The organism is Clostridia bacterium (assembly GCA_026414765.1).
In the GTDB taxonomy this organism is placed as follows: Bacteria; Bacillota; Clostridia; order Acetivibrionales; family DSM-27016; genus SKW86.
This window is the reverse complement of sequence record JAOAIJ010000015.1, coordinates 22,663-42,623: the sequence shown is the minus strand read 5'-3', so window position 1 is coordinate 42,623 and position 19,961 is coordinate 22,663. Positions and strand designations below refer to the sequence as shown.

The 19,961-nt window shown below is 38.1% G+C and carries 21 protein-coding genes; 2 read left to right on the top strand and 19 right to left on the bottom strand.

The genetic code is table 11. The features are described from left to right. Nucleotides 1–124: 124 nt before the first annotated feature. The 6 genes from gltA to N3I35_03960 form a co-directional block, all read right to left on the bottom strand. Nucleotides 125–1,516 carry an NADPH-dependent glutamate synthase gene (gltA, locus tag N3I35_03985; GenBank protein ID MCX8129245.1) on the bottom strand — a complete coding sequence of 464 codons (1,392 nt, stop codon included), beginning with the start codon at nt 1,514–1,516 and terminating at the stop codon, nt 125–127. Nucleotides 1,517–1,559: 43 nt separating this feature from the next. Then, complete coding sequence (locus N3I35_03980; GenBank protein MCX8129244.1) at nt 1,560–2,393, bottom strand: sulfide/dihydroorotate dehydrogenase-like FAD/NAD-binding protein; 834 nt, start codon at nt 2,391–2,393, stop codon at nt 1,560–1,562. A gap of 185 nt (nt 2,394–2,578) precedes the next feature. Then, nucleotides 2,579–3,412, bottom strand: a complete 834-nt coding sequence (locus N3I35_03975) for a hypothetical protein (GenBank protein ID MCX8129243.1) — start codon at nt 3,410–3,412, stop codon at nt 2,579–2,581. Between the two features lie 49 nt (nt 3,413–3,461). Beyond that, a complete protein-coding gene (locus N3I35_03970; GenBank protein ID MCX8129242.1) occupies nt 3,462–4,103 on the bottom strand; it encodes a TetR/AcrR family transcriptional regulator in 642 nt (213 codons plus the stop codon). Nucleotides 4,104–4,249: 146 nt separating this feature from the next. Then, nucleotides 4,250–5,878, bottom strand: a complete 1,629-nt coding sequence (locus tag N3I35_03965; GenBank protein ID MCX8129241.1) for a sodium:solute symporter family protein — start codon at nt 5,876–5,878, stop codon at nt 4,250–4,252. Between the two features lie 207 nt (nt 5,879–6,085). Beyond that, nucleotides 6,086–6,265, bottom strand: a complete 180-nt coding sequence (locus N3I35_03960) for a hypothetical protein (protein ID MCX8129240.1) — start codon at nt 6,263–6,265, stop codon at nt 6,086–6,088. Between the two features lie 529 nt (nt 6,266–6,794). On the opposite strand from N3I35_03960, the gene metF reads away from it, so the two are divergent. Then, nucleotides 6,795–7,658 carry a methylenetetrahydrofolate reductase [NAD(P)H] gene (gene metF / locus N3I35_03955; protein ID MCX8129239.1) on the top strand — a complete coding sequence of 288 codons (864 nt, stop codon included), beginning with the start codon at nt 6,795–6,797 and terminating at the stop codon, nt 7,656–7,658. A gap of 97 nt (nt 7,659–7,755) precedes the next feature. Here metF and N3I35_03950 read toward each other — a convergent pair whose 3' ends face one another. From N3I35_03950 to N3I35_03935, 4 genes are all read right to left on the bottom strand, one after another. Beyond that, the gene (locus tag N3I35_03950; protein MCX8129238.1) at nt 7,756–9,123 is read right to left on the bottom strand and encodes an aspartate aminotransferase family protein; all 1,368 of its coding nucleotides are present in this window, start codon (nt 9,121–9,123) and stop codon (nt 7,756–7,758) included. 99 nt (nt 9,124–9,222) lie between these two features. Further along, nucleotides 9,223–10,224, bottom strand: a complete 1,002-nt coding sequence (pdaA, locus tag N3I35_03945) for a delta-lactam-biosynthetic de-N-acetylase (protein MCX8129237.1) — start codon at nt 10,222–10,224, stop codon at nt 9,223–9,225. 90 nt (nt 10,225–10,314) lie between these two features. Then, a complete protein-coding gene (locus tag N3I35_03940) occupies nt 10,315–11,217 on the bottom strand; it encodes a site-2 protease family protein (GenBank protein MCX8129236.1) in 903 nt (300 codons plus the stop codon). Next, nucleotides 11,218–12,081: a M23 family metallopeptidase gene (locus N3I35_03935; GenBank protein MCX8129235.1), complete on the bottom strand. Its 864-nt coding sequence runs from the start codon at nt 12,079–12,081 to the stop codon at nt 11,218–11,220. It lies immediately after the preceding gene. A 223-nt stretch (nt 12,082–12,304) separates the two neighbouring features. Here N3I35_03935 and N3I35_03930 point away from each other — a divergent pair, with 223 nt between their 5' ends. Further along, the gene (locus N3I35_03930; protein MCX8129234.1) at nt 12,305–12,562 is read left to right on the top strand and encodes a YkuS family protein; all 258 of its coding nucleotides are present in this window, start codon (nt 12,305–12,307) and stop codon (nt 12,560–12,562) included. A gap of 40 nt (nt 12,563–12,602) precedes the next feature. Here the strand turns inward: N3I35_03930 and minE are convergent, their stop codons facing one another. The 9 genes from minE to N3I35_03885 all read right to left on the bottom strand — a co-directional run bounded on the left by minE (nt 12,603) and on the right by N3I35_03885 (nt 19,601). Further along, a complete protein-coding gene (gene minE / locus N3I35_03925; protein ID MCX8129233.1) occupies nt 12,603–12,887 on the bottom strand; it encodes a cell division topological specificity factor MinE in 285 nt (94 codons plus the stop codon). Between the two features lie 13 nt (nt 12,888–12,900). Further along, nucleotides 12,901–13,701 (bottom strand): septum site-determining protein MinD, encoded by an 801-nt coding sequence (gene minD, locus N3I35_03920; GenBank protein ID MCX8129232.1) that lies wholly within the window; start codon nt 13,699–13,701, stop codon nt 12,901–12,903. A 199-nt stretch (nt 13,702–13,900) separates the two neighbouring features. Continuing rightward, on the bottom strand, nt 13,901–14,575 hold the full coding sequence (minC, locus tag N3I35_03915; protein MCX8129231.1) for a septum site-determining protein MinC: 675 nt from the start codon (nt 14,573–14,575) through the stop codon (nt 13,901–13,903). Nucleotides 14,576–14,631: 56 nt separating this feature from the next. Further along, the gene (gene mreD, locus N3I35_03910; GenBank protein ID MCX8129230.1) at nt 14,632–15,147 is read right to left on the bottom strand and encodes a rod shape-determining protein MreD; all 516 of its coding nucleotides are present in this window, start codon (nt 15,145–15,147) and stop codon (nt 14,632–14,634) included. Next, a complete protein-coding gene (gene mreC / locus N3I35_03905; GenBank protein MCX8129229.1) occupies nt 15,144–16,001 on the bottom strand; it encodes a rod shape-determining protein MreC in 858 nt (285 codons plus the stop codon). Before mreC ends, mreD begins: the two co-directional genes overlap by 4 nt. A gap of 35 nt (nt 16,002–16,036) precedes the next feature. Beyond that, nucleotides 16,037–17,059 (bottom strand): rod shape-determining protein, encoded by a 1,023-nt coding sequence (locus tag N3I35_03900; GenBank protein MCX8129228.1) that lies wholly within the window; start codon nt 17,057–17,059, stop codon nt 16,037–16,039. Nucleotides 17,060–17,107: 48 nt separating this feature from the next. Further along, nucleotides 17,108–17,815 (bottom strand): DNA repair protein RadC, encoded by a 708-nt coding sequence (gene radC / locus N3I35_03895; GenBank protein ID MCX8129227.1) that lies wholly within the window; start codon nt 17,813–17,815, stop codon nt 17,108–17,110. A gap of 42 nt (nt 17,816–17,857) precedes the next feature. Beyond that, on the bottom strand, nt 17,858–18,436 hold the full coding sequence (locus tag N3I35_03890) for a Maf family protein (protein ID MCX8129226.1): 579 nt from the start codon (nt 18,434–18,436) through the stop codon (nt 17,858–17,860). A gap of 208 nt (nt 18,437–18,644) precedes the next feature. Next, the gene (locus tag N3I35_03885) at nt 18,645–19,601 is read right to left on the bottom strand and encodes a hypothetical protein (protein ID MCX8129225.1); all 957 of its coding nucleotides are present in this window, start codon (nt 19,599–19,601) and stop codon (nt 18,645–18,647) included. Between the last annotated feature and the right edge of the window lie 360 nt (nt 19,602–19,961).

The window sequence follows — 19,961 nt, the reverse complement described above, 5'->3', positions numbered from 1 at the left end:
ACAAAAAAACTTTGCAGGATTTTATTCTTCAAACGTCATTTCCATAAATAATAAAGCAAGGGGTGACACATGTGTCTGATATGCTCCCTTGCTTTACTATTTACTATTTACTATTTATTATTTATTATTTACTTTGTATATATTCATCTATTGCTTTTGCAGCCTTCTTACCTGCTCCCATTGCCAGTATGACAGTTGCAGCACCCGTGACAGCATCGCCTCCGGCATAAACCCCTGATTTACTGGTAGCCCCGGTTTCTTCCTCCACTATAATTCCGCCCCACTTTTGCGTCTCCAGACCCGGTGTAGTTGATTTGATAAGAGGATTTGGACTCTGCCCTATGGCAATAACCACAGTCTCAACATCAACTATATGCTCGGATCCTTGTTTAGCAACTGGTCTTCTCCTGCCAGAGCTGTCCGGTTCTCCAAGCTCCATTACCACACATTCCATACCTTTTACCCATCCGTCATCTGTTCCGATAATACCTGTAGGATTAGTCAGCAGCTTAAATATAATTCCTTCTTCCTTTGCATGATGCACTTCTTCAAGTCTTGCAGGCATTTCTGATTCTGAACGTCTGTATACTATATATACATTTTCAGCTCCAAGCCTTTTTGCACTCCTTGCAGCATCCATAGCAACATTACCGCCGCCTACTACTGCAACATTTCTGCCTACTTTGACCGGAGTATCGCAGTCAGGGAATTTGTATGCTTTCATAAGATTAATTCTTGTAAGAAACTCATTTGCCGAGTAAACACCATTCAGGTTTTCGCCAGGTATACCCATAAAGCTGGGCAGTCCTGCTCCCGAACCGATAAATACGGCTTCATAGCCTTCCTCAATCAATTCATCCAGGGAAAGCACCTTTCCAATAACCATATTTGTTTTTATTTCCACACCAAGCTGTCTTACTGTATCGATTTCTTTCTGAACCAGCGCTTTTGGAAGCCTGAATTCAGGAATACCGTACATCAACACACCGCCCGGAGTATGGAAGGCTTCAAATATAGTGACATCATAACCTTTCTTTGCCAGGTCTCCAGCACATGTCAAACCTGCAGGTCCCGAACCGATTACAGCAACCTTTCTGTTCAGCCTCTCCGCCTTTTCCTGCTTAACTTCTTTTTTTGACATATACCAATCGGCTACAAACCTTTCAAGTCGTCCTATACCTACTGATTCACCTTTTTTGGCTCTTACACACAACTGTTCGCATTGTGTCTCCTGCGGGCAAACCCTGCCGCATATAGCAGGAAGGCTGTTAGTTTCCCTTACTTTTTCATATGCTTCTTCAAATCTACCTTCTGCTACAAGTTTAATAAACTCAGGTATCTGAACATTTACCGGGCAACCTTCCACACAGGGCTTATGCTTGCACTGTAAACATCTCTGCGCTTCTTCTTTAGCCATTTCTTCAGTATATCCCAATGCTACTTCAGTGAAGTTTTTATTCCTCACATTGGGATCCTGTTCAGGCATGCTTACTTTATTTAAAGACATATTTGGCATATTTCCCATCCCCCACATAATTCTTATAGTCGGTTAACTCATATTATTTCGCCAACCTGCACTCATGATTTTCCACACTTTGTTTTTCTTCTGATTTATACATCAGTTGTCTCCTCATCGCTTCATCAAAATCAACTTCATGTCCATCAAAGTCAGGTCCGTCAACGCATGCAAACTTGGTTTTTCCACCTACAGTTACCCGGCATCCTCCGCACATCCCTGTACCGTCAATCATTACGGGGTTCATACTTACTACGGTTTTAATGCCATATTGTTTCGTGAGATTGCTCACTACCTTCATCATGATCAGTGGTCCGATTGCTATTACCAGATCATACTGATTGCCTTCCTCTATTAGTTTCTTTAACGCGTCAGTCACAAAGCCTTTATTGCCGTTAGATCCGTCGTCAGTAGCAATAATTAACTTTTCACTTACAGCTGCCATTTCTTTTTCAAGTATAATGAGTTCCTTATTCCTAAAACCGGCTATGGAGTGTACTTCAACCCCTAAAGCGTGCAAATGCTTGGCTTGAGGATATGCAATGGCAGTTCCCAGCCCACCCCCTATTACAGCAACTTTTTTTAGTCCGCCAAAATGTGAAGCTATGCCTAATGGCCCCACAAAGTCAAGCAAAAAGTCGCCTTCATTCAAAGCTCCCAGCATTCTTGTGGATTTCCCAACTTCCTGAAATATAATGGTAACAGTACCTTTTTCACGATCATAATCAGCAATTGTTAGAGGAATTCTCTCGCCATCTTCATTTATTCTGAATATTATGAATTGACCGGGTTGAGCTTTCTTTGCCACATATGGAGCTTCAATCTCCATAAGCTTTACGGCAGGATTCAGTGTTTCCTTCCTTACTATTTTGAACATCCCATGACCCCCTTGGTTTATTACTGATTTATAAGAAATTATTATTTCCCCATCTTATATACAGCTTAATTTTAATATCAACGCATGTCTTTGTCAATTAACTGTCCTGCCGGTGTATTACTATGTACTCGCTGCTTTTCCACTTTTCTTTTCGCTGAGTATTTCCCAAGCCAGCAGTGTTGGGATTAATCCAATTTTAAAGTAGTTATATAGCCATAGCCGGTTGGTACAGTATATTTTTCCAGTGCATTTATTTCCTTGCAAAAACCAGCTTTTTTACCTTCCTTTAAAGCAGAAAGATAAAAATGACTTAACAGTATCCCCCCATCTACCCTTGCATACTCTCTATGAGCTCCTTGATCCTCCTGTACAAAAAAAGCTGCGCTATTGTCACATAAAACTACCCTCACCGGTTGTTTATTTGCAGCAGAAGGTGCAAGAATGGATGCTTCCAGCATTCTAGTCATGCTGGGATTCATATTTAAATAAGCTTCTATATCTTCTCCCCATTTATTGTAGTAAGCAACCTCATTTCTTGGTCTTCTCTTATGACTGCCAATAATTTTTCTCAATCCATTGTTTAAAAAGCTGTCCTGGGGGTAGCCTAGAGTTATTATGTCAATTACTTTTTCGCCTTCCTTCAGTTCTATTGCTTTTCCTGCTTTATCCCGGTCAAGTGATCCGGCCACCCAACATGTCCCGATTCCCATATCAGTCAATTCCAACACTAGTTGCTCCTGTATGAACCCAATATTTTCCTTATGTCCTGGTTTTTCTTCCGTTACAGCTACTACACAATGTGGCGCATTTATTTTCCCATAACTTCCTATAAGTCCGGTCTGTAACGATTTTGAAGTCTCAGGATCAGTAACCAGCTCAAATCTCACTTTGATGTCTTCATACAAAGGAATAAGACCTTCTAATTTTTCTTTTACAAGACCTATTGTTTCCTCATCAAATATTTTTCCACTGTACTTTCTTATTGAAATCCTGTTCTTTATACTTTTATAAACATCCATTTTAGCCCCTCTTTCCAGCGTATGATAAATGAATTATCCCGCTTGCAGTTTATTTTCTTAATGAACGTTCTATGAATCTGAACATTTCCTCAATTACTTCTGTTGTTTGCTTATCATAATTCCGACATATATGTTTTCCCTTGTTCATAATAATGTTCCCTACTCCGAGTACATTGGCATAAAGGATGTATGCTGTACTGACAGCATCAATGTCATCTCTTATGCTTCCATCCCTGATACCCTCATTTACTAGCCTTATCACAGTATTAAAACTGTTTCCCTCTTCGCTGTGGCAAGCAGCTTTTATACGATCTGTTTCAGTTAATTCGATCTTCCAGCTTTCATATTGTGATATTGCTTTAAAATAATTGGGGTATTTATCCATAAATGCCATAAACGTTCTGACTATCAAAATTGTTTTTTCCAACCCGGACATAGCACTGCTTTTGTTCAGTTCGCCATCACATATTACTTTCAAAACATTGAATGCCCTGAGGATTATGGCATTATAGAGCTGTTCCTTGCTTTCAAAATACGCATACAGTGTCCTTTTACTATACTCCGCCTCCTTTGCTATATCATCCATAGTAGAATTTTCAACGCCTTTTGAAAAGAATACTTTTTCAGCAGCATTTAGTATATCTTCTGTCCTAATACTTTTTTCTTTTTCTTTTCTTTGGCAGGAGCCCATCTCAAATTCCTTTCTCTATAACACATAGTATAATGCAGATTAATTTTAGTATATATTCCCATATTATACTTGTCAAGCAATTAATTGCACTGTTAGTTTACTTGACAAACAATAAAAAACACCTGGAAGCCCCAGGTGTTAAGTCTCTATATCCCCTCAAAACACTTTGCTATGTGCTTTTTATCCAAATCATATTTCTTACGAGCTGTATAAGCTGCCCATACAGCAAGCGTTACAATAATCGAGGCCGGAAGTGCTACAAACGTGGTTCCTATCATGGACCAATCCTTAAGTGCTGTATCTGCCACCAACGGCGCTTTTCCGAATATCAGCTTGCATATCTGCATTATGGAAGCATTTGAATGGATAAAGAAGGTCCATATAAACCACACAACCGTACCTGAAATCATTCCTGATATTGCCGCTGCTTTAGGAAGATTTCTGATATACAATGTACCAATATAAACAGGAAGAAATGCTGCTGTTGTCAACTCAAAAAACATAGTGGTAAACTTTGCTATAATACCATCTGCTACGGGAAGGCTGCTTGCCATCCATGCCAGTGCAGTACTGATGAATATTACTACGAGAATACCAGTCCTTGTAATTATCACGCTGTTGCCCTTTCTTCCAAAGCTTTTCTCGTATAAATCCCTTCCTGCTGCAGTACCCATGGCGTGAAACTGTGAGCTGAGGGTAGACATTGCTGCTGCAAGCATTGAGATGAGGAATATCGCACTAAACCACTCAGGAATATATTTACTTATAAACATTGGGATAATGTTGTCATTTACACCCTTTGCAGCTTTTATTGCAATCATCCCCATATCTTTATATAAAAGAACATTTGATAATGCGCCTACCACAAATGCGATTCCTGTCATAGCCAATATGAAGATACCGCCTGAAAGAACAGCTCTATTAAGCTCCCTGTTGCTTTTGACAGTCATAAACCTGACGACAAGCTGTGGTTGAGCAAGTACCCCTATACCAACTCCCATTACTATTGTTGATACAAGGCTCCACCACATGGGTGAACCTCCTTTAGGCATCGCGGTCCAACCCTGGAAGCCTACTTTGATGGACTTTGCAATATCCTGCTGTATATCAGGATTAGTGTAAAGATCCGTTAACTGCTTATGAGCGGATGAAACACCCCCAAGATTGGCATATGCAACCACCAGAAGAGTAAGCATAGCCACAAACATAACACTACCCTGGAAGGCATCCGTATACATTACCCCTTTCATTCCACCCATCCATACATATATGGCAACAATAAGTACAAATCCCAGAAGAGCAGTTTCATAAGGTATATGCAAATAAGTCTGTACAAAATTCGCTCCACCTTTTATTACTCCTGCGGCATATATAGGCATAAATATAAATATAATCGCCGCAGCAAATCCTTGCAGAAATCTTGAGTCAAACCTTTTTCCCAGTAGTTCAGGAAATGTGTGTGCATCCAGGGTATGACCCATTTTTCTCGTCCGTTTCCCAAAGAATATGAAAGCAATAAAAATTCCGATGAATACATTGAAAAATGTAAGCCAGAGAAGTCCCATACCCAGATTTGCAGCCAATCCGCCAAATCCTACTATGGCAGAGGTACTTATAAAGGTTGAGCCATACGATAACGCCATTATCAGCGGATGTGTTTTCCTTCCCGCTACCAAATAATCCTGTGAAGTTCTTGTTTGTTTGAATCCAATATAGCCCAGAACAGCTGTAATGACCAGATAAATAAAGACAACAACACCAACATAAATCGACATGTTAATCCTCCTCAAAATAAACACTTTGCATGTTTTCCCAAGGAGCTTGCATTTCCCGGATTTGCGATCCGCTCGCCTATCCTAAACAACATTCTCCGCCTTGCACCAGGCAATTATTAAAAGTTTATTTTCAATAACCCTTATCCCACCTGCTATATTACCGCTTGAATTAAGCTCCACAATCAGCTTCAAATAACCTAAATCTGATTATAGCTTTGCTTCCAGTTCTGCTTCCGCTTCTTCCCATTTGCTTTCTTCAAGAATCTGCTGAGCCTCATCGTCTCCGCCCTTATTCCAGTTGTATAAACCGTATATGACACAAGCAACCGCACTTAATACACAAAGAACATAAGCACTCCATATCCAGAAATCAGGAATTCCCAACACATTAACTCCTCCTCTCATAATAATCTTAGAGCCTGAAGTTTCACTTTACACAAACTCGCGTACTCCACGAACATTTGAAAAACAAAACTGTTTATAAAAGCCAAAGGTGGTCGCACCACTTTTCGGCATTAGGATCTTTACAATAAAAAAATACCCTGTATAGAGGGTATCAATGAATTCCAATAATAAACACATAAAAGGACCGAGTAACCTTGTAAGATGCAGGAGAATATTTCCCGAATCCAGTCCCTGAGTGTGCCGCTAATTATTACACTTAACCTACCTTAATACCATTCTACTTAAATTTATTGTACTGGAAAATGTGCATTACTTCAATAGTATTTTGTTTAGTCAGCAAATTTTGTTTAATTGTATTTAGTTGCATTTAATTGTACTTGACTGAATTTAATATTATGTTATAATAACTTTAAGTAACCAAATAAACATCACAAAATGTTTGTTGCATTGTATTTTTATTTATTCAATCGTATAATTAATTTGATAAAGTGAAGTGGAGGCAAGATAATAGATGAAAATTATAGATATTTTCAAGACAAAAAAACCGGTACTGGCTTTTGAAATGTTTCCACCAAAACCGGATGTACCGCTTGAAAGCATTTTCGATTCCCTTGAAGAGTTTAAGTCCTTAAGACCTGATTACATCAGTGTTACATATGGAGCCGGAGGAAGCCAGAAAGGCAGAACTGTAGAAATCGCTTCAAAGATAAAGAATGAATACGGTATTGAGAGTATGGCTCATTTTACTTGTGTAGGTCATTCTTGTGAAGAGATTGACAACATGCTTGAGCTAATGAAGGAACACAAACTGGAAAACATATTGGCATTAAGAGGGGATGCTCCTGTAAACCAACCTGATTTCGACTTCAGTAAAAATGTATATAAATATGCCAATGAGCTTATAAAGCATATCAAGAGCAAAAATGATTTCTGTATAGCTGCGGCTGCTTATCTTGAAGGACATCCCGAATGCAGACTCCTGAGAGATGATCTGAGAAACTTAAAGAATAAAGTTGACGAGGGAGTAAGCTTTCTTTTGACACAATTTTTCTTCGATAACAGATTATATTATGATTTTATCGAGAAGGCTGCTTCCATAGGCATTTCTTGCCCTATTATGCCTGGGATAATGCCGATATTTAATACCAATATTAAGGTAATGACAGCAAAAAGCGGCTGTTCAATCCCTGCAAAGCTTGTACTTATGATAGATAAGTATTCTGATAACGCAGAGGACTTAAGAAAAGCAGGAGTAGAATATGCAGCCGGACAAATCAGAGACCTGATAGCAAACGGAGCACCGGGCGTTCATTTATATACAATGAACAGGAAGAAATCTACAAGAGAAATATTGGAACAGGCAGGACTCAATTGACTCTAGGAGCTATGATAGTCATTCTATGAATAAAACACGGATACATTTATTGTAAACAGGATAAGTAATACAAAGGGCAGTCAAAACTGCCCTTGTTTTACGTTCTAACCATATTTTTTACATTCCCCAGAGCCATACCGATAAAACCTTTATTGTCCTTTAAAATACCTTCCAGAGCCTCCACAAGCCTATCCAGGTGTTTATAGCTTATATTTAGAGGCGGTTCAATCCTTATGACATTTGGGTTATTAAGCGTATACGCAGTAAGTATTCCATATTCAGTCAGAAGTTTTCCTGCCACCAGGGAAGCAAAGTATTCTTTCGATATATTGTCCAGATTCCCTTTTGTCAAAGCATTTAAAAATCTTGACGTTTTGTTATTAAATTCTATGCCTAACAAAAGACCTTTGCCTCGTATATCTTTTACCATATCGTACTTTTGTTTTAGTACGGCCAGTTTTTCTAAGAGATACTCTCCCTTCTTCTTTGCTTCATGGATAAGATTTTCCTTATAAATAACCTCAATGGCAGCAAGACCTGCAGCGCATGAATATGTATTCCCCCCAAATGTTGAAGTGTGCAGCAGGCATTTTTCCATACCTCCATACGCCTTATGATAAATCTCATCTTTGGTTACGAATGCTCCTATCGGCATAATGCCACCGCTTAAGGATTTTGCAAGACATATGATGTCAGGCATTATATTATCATGCTCATATGCAAACATTCTTCCTGTTCTTCCCAACCCGGTTTGTATCTCATCAATAATCATAAGTGTCCCATGAAGTGTACACAACTCTCTTGCTGCTTTCAGATAACCTTCCGGAGGGATCAGAACCCCGCCTTCTCCCTGTATGGGCTCCACAATAAAACCTGCAACATCTTTTTTATTCAGTTTATCATCAAGCTCATCGATATCCCCAAATGCTGCTTCTTCGCACCCGGGCAAGAGAGGATTAAAGCATTCCCTGTATTTTTTCCTGCCTGTTACAGACAAGGCTCCGAAGGTTTTTCCATGAAATGAGTTTTTGCAATAAACTATCTTTGTTCTGCCCGTAGCCGCCCTAGCCATTTTTAGCGCTCCCTCTACAGCTTCAGCTCCACTATTGCAGAAAAATGAACGATTCAGCACTCCATCGTTCATCACTGCCAGATTGGATGCCAGTGCAGCTGCATATGGATTCAAGCCTGCTTGCAGAATATTAGGCTTTTCCTTTACCTTTTCCAATCCCTGCAATATCTCAGGGTGGTTGTGCCCAACATTTAACGCACCGTAACCCCCGAGAAAATCTATATACCTGTTGCCTTGCTCATCTGTTATGATACTGCCCTCAGCCTTTAGATAGATTTTATCAAAATTAATCAGTGACGCCAGAGTCACAAATCCCGAATTCAGGTATTTTTTATAAAGCTCTGTTACACTTTTTCTACTTAAGCCATCAACATCTCCAAGAGTAAACATCATGCCTTTCAATTGCATCAACCTTCCTTTGCATGCTTTACTCCTATTTTCCACATATGGATGATTTCTATTCCGGAAATTACTGTAGAGTTGGAATTTATTTTACAGATCAAAGGGACTAAACTCATATCCTTGCGATTTAGCATCCTTTATGATTCTGTCCAGAGCATCTGCATTATCTTTTGAGACTGCATGAAGAAGTATTACTGCTCCATTATGCAAATTGTCCATTACCTTTTTATATGCATAATCTGCCCCCTTCTGGTCGCTTACGTCAAAATCCTTATATGCATAACTCCAGAAGGCTGTTTTATATCCTAACTGTTTGCTTGCCGCAAGAACTCTTTCACTATATTCACCTCTAGGTGGCCTCATATACTTGAAACCTGTACCAAACATTTCTTTAAATTGTTTTTCCAGTCCCAAAAGCTCATTTTCCAATTCAGCTGCTTTTAGTGAAGGAAGACTTGGATGGCGCATAGTGTGATTACCCACTACATGACCTTCATCAATCATTCTCTTAACCAAGCCGGAATTCCCTTTTATATATGGACTTGTAACAAAAAAAGCTGCTTTTACGCTATTTTCCTTTAATGTATTAAGGATCTTTGAGGTGTATCCGTTTTCATATCCCTCATCAAATGTGAGATAAATTTTTTTCTGAGATATGTCACCTATATATATACCGTCATATTCAGATATCATATCCTGAATGTCCTGAGATATTGTCGTAGGCTTGTGCTCACTGTTCAGCTTTATCCACCACGCAAGTCTTGTAGCGCTCAGAGTCTTAAGCTTTTCATAATCCAGTACCTTACAACTATCTGGACTGTCCTGCCGGCTCTCATCATCTGTATTTTTTTCTTCCTTGTCCGGCAAGCCCTCTTCCTGCTTTTTTATTGCTTCTGCAAGTTCTTTCAGTGCCTTTTCTTTTTTTATTGAGTCTTCTATAGTCTCAGGGAATTTTACAGATCTGTCTTCATCATATTTATTAACAAACACAGGTAATTGCCTATTAGCTCTGATTTTCAAAAATGAAAATGCCGTATATGTAATTACAATTACAGCACCTATCAGTATTGTGAACACAATTCTTTTTGACATGCCCCTTCATCCTTTGTAAATAGCAGTTATGTTTTACATTATAACTGATTTTTCATCAAATTAATACTTTTTTAAACACTCTTCAAACTTTTACTTGCTGCAATTACTGCTGTAGTCTTTTTCTATGAATTCCCCAAAAGTCAACTCAGAGCTATGTCTCAGTATACCTTCTATAACTTCATGTTCGGTAAAAGTTTTTATCAGCTTCAGCTCATCGTCAAGCACATGAATTATGTGAAACCTGTCGAAATCAAGATTTTTTATAATATCACTCAAATGCATGTTTCTAACCACAACAAGGTCTCTTGCCTGATAAATTCCCTTTTTCAACAGTCGCGAACGCCTGTAGATAACATTCTTTATATTCATTATTGCTGCCTCCATTCCTTTAAAGCTGGATGTTAATATATAAAATCCTATAACAACTAAACTGAAATTGCTGGTTTCTTGCGTAAGTTGACAAATCCCAGCTGATATTACAACAAAAGAAAAACAAATTGAAAGATATTTTATAAGCCTGTTTGTAAAAAAAATTCCAAATACTTCAATCAGTATATCCTTTAGTATCCTCCCCCCATCAAGCGGCATTACCGGAAGCAGATTGAACAGGGCAAGGTATATGTTGGCGAGCATGAGAAAATGCCAGATGCTTTTAAACGGTATGCAGCATATGTATGCAATAAAAGAAAAAAAAGCCAACAAAATATTTATTAATGGCCCACTGATATCAATCAAAACTCTTTCACTCCGACTGCATATATCTGTATCCACCACAGCATTCATGCCTATGGGAAGTATCTTTAAAAATGTGATTTTACACCCAAAACGTACTGCTGTTAATATATGTCCAAGTTCATGCAAAAAAATGCTGGCCAGTATAATGAAAAATTCCAATAAATACCCGGTAGCCAGCATTATAAAAATAACCACCATAATCAGACAGTCAAATAGTATATTAATGTCTCCAACCTTAAAGCTTAATTCTCTTTTCACCTAACCGGGAACCTCAATAAACTCACTGGGATCCAGAGGCTTACCCTCCTTCCACACTTCAAAGTGCAGGTGTGTTCCTACCGCTACACCTGTATTGCCTACTTTTGCTATAGTTTTCCCTTTCGCAACTTTCTGGCCTTTTTTTACAAGTAGCTGCGAACAATGGCCGTAAAGTGTCACTATACCATCACCATGTTCAACTTTTATGTATTTGCCATAAACTTTAGAACTGCCGGCTTCTATCACGTTGCCATCCAAAGCAGCCTTTATCGGTACACCTTTCTCAGCTTCTATATCAATGCCGGTATGAAAGGATTCATTTTTAAACGCCGGATGTATCCTCATTCCAAAGCCTGAAGTTACAGTTCCCAAAACCGGAGTTGTGAATGAATGTTTTTCTTTGACTGCCTCTATTAATTCATCAGTGTCTTCAGCAGACTGCTTGACAGCATCTTTATCTGCAATCTCCGCATCCTCATTACTTTCAGCAGCAGTACCAGAGGAATCATTTGCATACCGGGATGAAATACCATCTTCTGTATTGATTTCATCAATCTTACCCTCTCCGGTAGTCTCTCTGCCCTCCTTATTTAAAATCTTGTCGAGGAAGTCGTTAGCCTCATAGTATATTTCCTTTACTTTTATATCATGCGAAATAACAGCTTTGAATTTGTCACATAAAAAATTTGTTACCTGCGTATTTACACTCTTAGTAATACCCACAACTGCCAGGATAACCAAAGCAAAAACTACCTGTCTCATAAAATTTTCGAAGAAAGTATTTGTTTCCCTTATACTCTTTTTCCTTCTTCTTACAGGTGTACTTCTGTGCGAATACCTTGACCTGGATACTGTCTCATCCATAATTCCACTTCCTTCTCTCTTGTTCATTCATGTTTTAAGTTAAAGCAGCAAAGGTATAAAATTTCATAAAACGGTTTTATATTATTTATATTTTTAAGAGGAGAGATTTATTATCATTGATTTATATAAATAGCAAAAACTTTTATTATTGGGAAATAAGTTTTTTTTAGTGAGTGAATATATTAATCCGCTGAAACAGATAATATTGGAGGAGGTGAGTTTTATGAAACAAAAGATAGCTATAGAGCCTAATCTTACACCGATTAAGGACTTTTTGTCCAATAAGGGATACAGTGTTGATAGTATAAATTTCGGTGAGCAGATAATCAAGTCTGATAAAAATTATGACGCATTCATTGTCACAGGAATAGACACCAACTTTATGGGAATAAGCGATACAAACAGCAAGGCTGTTGTAATAAATGCAAAGGGATTGACTGCTGAGCAGGTATATCACGAGTTGCAAAAGAAATTTGAATAAAAAAGACCGGTTTATATAAACCGGTCTTTTTTTAGTGTTTCTATTTTCCACTGTCTTTAACTTTTTTAATAGGAATGTTTGCCACCAAAGCGGGAACTGTTCTGTCACCTTCCTCGCTTTTTGTCCTGGTGAGTTGAATATCCAGCTCACTTTCTTCTATATCCATATAGTTTGATATAACTTTAATTATCTCACCTTTCACCATCTCTAGAAATTGTGGCGAAACATTTGCTCTATCGTGGATAAGTACGAGTTTCAACCTTTCTTTGGCTACATCTTTTGAGTTTTTAGACCTTCCAAATAACTTTGATAAATCCAGCAACATACTTATCCCCCCTTTAAGTGGTTTTTAAACCAAAAAGTTTTTTTAGTTTAAATACAATGCCTTCATCTGCTTCAAGCTCAAGTAAAGGAATATCCTCACCCATCACTCTTTTTGTAATATTTCTGTATGCTTGTCCGGCTAATGATTTATTATCGGTTACCGCAGGTTCACCTTTATTTGTAGATACGACAATTTTTTCATCATCCGGAACTACCCCTATAAGGTCTATCGCAAGAATATCGATGATATCATCTATATTCATCATATCACCGCGTTTTACCATGTCTATTCTTACCCTGTTTACCAGCAGCTTGGGGTTCCTCAGTTCATTAGCTTCAAGCAATCCTATTATTCTATCTGCATCTCTAACCGCAGAAACTTCAGGAGTCGTAACAACAATAGCTCTACTTGCACCTGCAATAGCATTTTTAAATCCCTGCTCAATACCTGCAGGGCAATCTACTAATATATAGTCAAATTCCTCTTTCAGTTCATCACAAAGCTTTATCATCTGTTCCGGAGATACTGCGGACTTGTCCCTTGTCTGTGCAGCCGGTAAGAGATAAAGGTTTTCATAACGTTTATCCTTGATCAATGCTTGCTTTATTCTGCATGTACCTTCCACAACGTCAACCAGGTCATAAACTATCCTGTTTTCAAGACCCATAACTACATCCAGATTTCTTAACCCGATATCGGTATCTATCAATACAACCTTCTTGCCTTGTAAAGCCAAGCCTGTACCAATATTAGCGGTTGTAGTAGTCTTCCCTACTCCACCCTTACCGGAAGTTATTACAATGACTTCTCCCATTTATACTTACCCCCCGAAATTAGTTGAAAATTAACAGCCGATATTGGACAATCAGTGAATGTTAACATCCAATATCCCTGCAAACCACAGATTTATTTAAATATTATGTAATGTCTATAAGCTCATAAATAAAATATATATTTCTTTTATACATTTGTCAATTAATAATGACTGGATGCAGACATATCTTCAGGCCGGCCTACCTTTGTGGAAGAAATCTCTCTATATATACCGTATCATCCTTTACGTACGCCAACTCCGGAATAGAAGCTCCCTTGTTTGATTTCTCATCCGGTGAGCGGGTAATAACGTCCGCGATTCTAAGTTGTGTAGGCTGCAGATTAAATGCTACTACAATAGCAGACTTATTACCATCAGCCCCTGCATGAACTATTCCCCTCAGCGAACCCATGATAATTACATTGCCTGTTGCTACTACTTCTCCTCCAGGATTTACATCACCTATGACTACCAGATTACCATCAAAGTTTATCAACTGACCGGAACGCACTGTTCCCCTGTAGAACTTGGTAATTCCTTCGTCTATGCCGTTAAAGAAGTATTTGCGTAATTTTATCTTTTGTTGTGCGGGAACAGGATTTTGAACTTTTACAGGCTCTTCGGCATCCTCTTCAAAGCTCTTGATTTCTGCACCTGTTTTCGTAGTCATAAGCTCACTTATTTTTATTTCTTCATCTTTACTCAGTTTCTTCCCACGGTATTTTACGGAAAGACTTGCCCCCTTAAAAAATTTTCCGGCAGAAGCCACCTTCTTTTCAATCTGTTCGTAAATATTTTCAAAACTGTCTTCTTCCCTCATAATGATAATCAAACCATTTACTGTGGCCCTAAAAGTAACACTAGCTTCACTCATTGAATTAACCCCCACGCATGATACAATTCTTTACTATTGCTATTGACTCTTAAATATTAGTATTTCCGGGTTGTTTTTCCTACATCCTCAAACCTGTAGTTCATTTTTATAACCAAAATATAGATAATTATTGATGCAATGCTGTTATAAACAGCTTCCGGCAATATCAGAGCTTTAAAAGCATAAACAAAATCTGCATTTCCGTTGGTAAGAGTTGAAAGGAAATACACACCACCTTCATATGCAATAGATGAAATAAATGTAAAGAAAATTATTACGAGAAAGTTTTCTCTGTACAGTCTTTTATTTACAGACCCTATTATTAACCCAAGATATAGTCCCAATAAAGAATAAAAACCCAAAATCTTTCCCGATATCACATCATGAAGAAGTCCCATAACAAACCCGATAGCAGCCCCTTCAACATTGCCCCGCAGGAGTGCAACCGCTATGACAAAAACTATCATAAGGTCGGGCTTGACATTGTATACCCTGATATAATCCAACACCGTGCACTGTATTATAGTAATAATTAAAATGGTAATTGTGTAAATAAAAATCTTTGACTTCATTTGCCTGCACTACCTATGTCTGTATTCTTGTTCTTGCTTTTCAGAACAAACACTTCCTGAAGTTTTTTAAAGTCAACAGCTGGTTCAATAACGGCATATTTTCTGGATTCACCGCTATCCCTTCTGGTTTCTTTAACACGCCCTACCAGAATTCCCCTTGGATAAATACCTCCCATACCTGATGTTTCTATGGTATCACCGGCACTTAACTCTATTTCGTCCCCAATATTGTCCATTCTACAGAAACCCTCGTCCTTTAGCTTCAAATCTCCTCTGACTATAGCCATCTCCGAGTATTTCGATATTAATACACTTACAGTGCTGTCAACATCAATTATCGATAAGACTTTTGACGTAAAAGGCATGGTATCATTTACACAGCCTACAAGACCTTTACTTGTAATAACGGGAGAAAAGTCGGTAATACCGTCACTGTTTCCCCTATCAATAGTAAAAATGTTAAACCAGTTACCGACATCCTTTGCAATTATATTACCACCTACGGATTCATAGTTACTAAACTGGTTTTTCAGATTAAGAGCATCCCTTAATTCCTTGTTTTCTTTTTCATATCTTAAAAGATTTCTTCTTTCATTTTCAAGTTCGTCAACTTTAGTTTTAAGTTCCTCATTTTCCTTTTTTAGCTCTTTCATATCTTTGAAAAAAGTAAAGCTGCCCTCAACTTTCTCCCCGATAAAGGAAAAGAAACTCTGAAAAGGGGATAGCGGTACACTGACAGCATCTCCTATATAGGCCAGTCTGCTGCCCGGTGTTGCTGTAACCCCCATAATAATAAATATTGTTACTGTCACAAGTATCACTACAAACAACTTGTTTCTAAAAAGACGTAACAACCGTGTATCTCCCTTCTAAATAAAAACAAATATCATTACCTCAGTTTTTTGGGTGAAATCAAAACTTTCTTTAATACTTCTATTTCATCAAGAACTTTACCTGCTCCAAGCGCAACACAATCCAGAGGATTTTCTGCAATAGATACTGGCATTCCTGTCTCTTCCTTTATCAGTTTATCAAGGCCGCTTAAAAGAGCGCCGCCGCCAGTAAGCATAATACCTCTGTCCATAATATCTGCCGCTAACTCAGGAGGTGTTTTTTCCAAAGTATACTTTATGGAATCAACTATTGAATTCACGGGTTCCTTTAATGCCTCTGTTATCTCGGATGAAGTAATAGAGAGGTTTTTGGGAAGTCCAGTAATCAAATCTCTGCCTCTGATTTCAATTGTTTCTTCCTTAGGCTTAGGATAGGCCGCACCTATCGTTACCTTTATTTCCTCTGCTGTTCTTTCTCCTATCATTAAATTATATTCTTTTTTTACATAATGTACAATAGATTCGTCAAGTTCATCTCCTGCTATTCTTAGTGACTTGCTGGTAACAATTCCCCCAAGAGATATTACTGCTACTTCACTGGTTCCGCCACCTATATCGACAACCATGCTTCCTGAAGGCTCTTCCACAGGCAAATTAGCACCAATTGCCGCTGCCATAGGCTCTTCTATAAGGTATGCTTCTTTTGCACCTGCCTGCAGTGTAGCTTCCTCTACAGCTCTCTTTTCAACTTCTGTAACACCCGAAGGTACACAAATAACAACTCTTGGCTTACCAAATAACCCCTTGGACATAACTTTCTTAATGAAATACTTCAACATACTTTGTGTTATGTCAAAGTCAGCTATTACACCATCTTTCATAGGTCTTATGGCAACTATATTCCCCGGTGTCCTTCCTATCATGCTTTTTGCAGAATCACCAACCGCAAGTATATCATTAGTCTTTTTATTTACAGCTACAACTGAAGGCTCTCTTAATATTATACCCTTGCCCTTGACATGAACCAGTGTATTTGCCGTTCCCAAATCTATTCCTATATCCCTAGAAAAAAAACTCATTGTTTTCTCCTCCTGTAGTTGTTCGTTTTCACATTGCTATTTTTTATACTAAAGCAATCCTCTTTCCTTGAGGCTTACATACTTTCCATTTCCAATCACTATATGATCCAATATCTTGATACCTAATATATTCCCGCCGCTTACCAACCTGTTTGTAGTTTCTATATCTTCTTTGCTCGGTTCAGGGTCTCCGCTGGGATGATTATGTATAAGAATAATCGCTGAGCATCCTGCCTTAACTGCTTCGCTGAAAACCTCCCGTGGATGGACTATCGATGAAGCAAGGCTACCCACAGATATATCAAGTATTCTTATCACATGATTTTTGGTACTTAGGAGAATAATCTTAAAAACTTCCTTTTTCAAGTGTCTCATTTCTTCCATAAGTAACCTGCTTACATCATCCGGTGATTTTACTACCGGTCTTTCACTTAAACCGAAAGAAGCAGCAATTCTTTTTGACAATTCTGTCAATGCTTTAATCTGTATTGCTTTTACTTTACCTATTCCTCTGATGCACTTAAGCTGTTCTAAAGATAAGTCATATAAAAAGCTTAATCCTTTTTCACTCTTATCCTCCTTAAGTAGCCTTTGCGACAGAGTAACCGATGTATCACTTTTACTTCCGGTTTTAATAATTATAGCCAGGAGCTCTGCATCAGATAAAATCTGAGGGCCGTATCTCTCAAGCTTTTCATAGGGTCTTTCACCTGCCGGCAGGTCTTTTATTTTCAGCCTCTGATGTTCGTAAATCATCTGTGCCCCCACATCTATAATACCAAGCTTCTATTCTTTATTCTATCCAAGTACTTTTATTCCAAAACCCTCTGCTATCTGGGTAAACTTCATAATAGGAAATCCTACTACATTAAAATAGCACCCATCAATTTTTTCAACAAGTACGGCCCCCATACCCTGAATACCATACGCTCCGGCTTTATCCATCGGTTCGCCGGTATTTATATATGCATTAATCATTCCGTCGTTCATGCTGCGCATCTTAACACGGGTTCTCTCATAAAAGCTTTCTTTTTTCAAAGTCCTGCAATCAATAACTGCAACCCCTGTGATTACCTCATGCCACTTGCCTTGCAGCATTTGAAGCATCCGGAATGCGCTTTCCCGGTCTTCAGGCTTGCCTAGAATGGTATCGCAAACTACTATCGTATCCGCTCCTATAACAACAAAATCCCCGTTCAGACGACCAGCTACATCCTCCGCTTTAATGAGAGCAAGATTACATGCTATCTGCTCAGGCATAAGCTCATTTTCAATAATTTCCTCGATAGCTGAAGGCATTACTTTAAATTCAAGACCAATTTGCCTTAGTAGTTCAAACCGCCTCGGCGAGGCCGATGCAAGCACTATTTCCTTCATATAACCCTCGTAAAACCTACTATTCTTCCATTAATCCTAATTATAACTATACATTAAACCCTTTTCAACAAAATAAGGAAAATTTAGTGATTAATCGCTAAATTTCGTTTCCTTTTCTATAACCATATACTTATTCGTATTATCTGTCTGTCATTTCAGGTTGTTTTACATTATTTTAATAAACAATTATATCCAAAAATGTTTATTCCTATTGCTTAACTGTATTTCCTGTTCTGATCTGATCATTTTGCCCAAGGTTATTTACTGTGTTGACTCTGGTCAAAGTTTCCTTTATCTTGGGAACTACAATATTTACACTGTCAATTATCTTACTCATATCAGTTGTGGTCAAATCATTAATATTAGTATCATCAAACCCGCTTTGTTTGAGTATTTCCCGCATTACCGCATCATTATCCGGGTCTACGCCTGAATTCTTGATTCTGGATTTTAAGTAGTTTATCTGCCTATCAGTTGCTTTCTTTTGAGCTGCACCTCCATACGCTTCACTAGCAGCATTGTTTTTTCGGGATTCCTTATCTGATGCAATTTTCTCCTGTACACTTTTGAACTCTTCATCCAATAGCCTGGCTTCTCCAGGATAAAGCCAGTCATTTTCACCCATAAGCTTTCTGATAACCCTGTCACATGCTCCCGTTATAGTCTTTTCTATTCCAAACTCCTTGTCATCCACTACGTTCTTTCCGATTTCAAATCTTTCCCATTCAGTCAGCACCAGTTCTGTTTCGCTCTTTATTTTAGGTCTGTTGTTTTGCTTTATGACCCTGCCTGTATCATCGCGCGCCCAGTTTTTCTTCTCAATCTTATCAGCCACATACTTTTGGTAGATGTTAAAATAATCGATTTGCTTGCCATCTACCATCAATTGTCCGCTCTGAAGGTGCCTGCCTTTAACTGTTACCAGAAAGGCCGGCAGACTCACTGCACCTATACCGGGAAATTCGGCCTGACTTTCCTTCAACATTTCAATATTCACGTTTTCAATAGATATTCCCTTTTCCTTGGCTTTTTTAAAAAGCCCCTCTGCCTTATACCTGAGTTCTCCACTTATTCCTTTATAGAAATCCTTTTCAGAGCTGTAAACTACTTCCGAACCCCTGCTATCCTTTTCAATCTCATCATTATTTACGTCTTCGTTTTCCAATACTTTCACCTCCGGAAATTACTCTTGTATACTCTAACCGGGACAATAACCCGCGCTGGATTATGTGAATTTTCTCCTGAATAAATTTGATCCTGTATACATTCAAATTGTTTCTCGAGAAGTCATGCGACCCATACATAAAAGCTGATCTATTACTTTCTTTAGTATATTATTTGAGTAAAACAAGTAATCTACTATAACTAATATTTCATCAACCTGTAAAAATTTTAATACTTCTCTTTTCTTTCAATAATTAGTATAATATATATATATAATAAGCATTTTTACATTTTGCAGCAGCTATTCAAAAACTTCTTATAGTTCCTATAGTGAGTAAACTTAAAGTATAAATGATATATG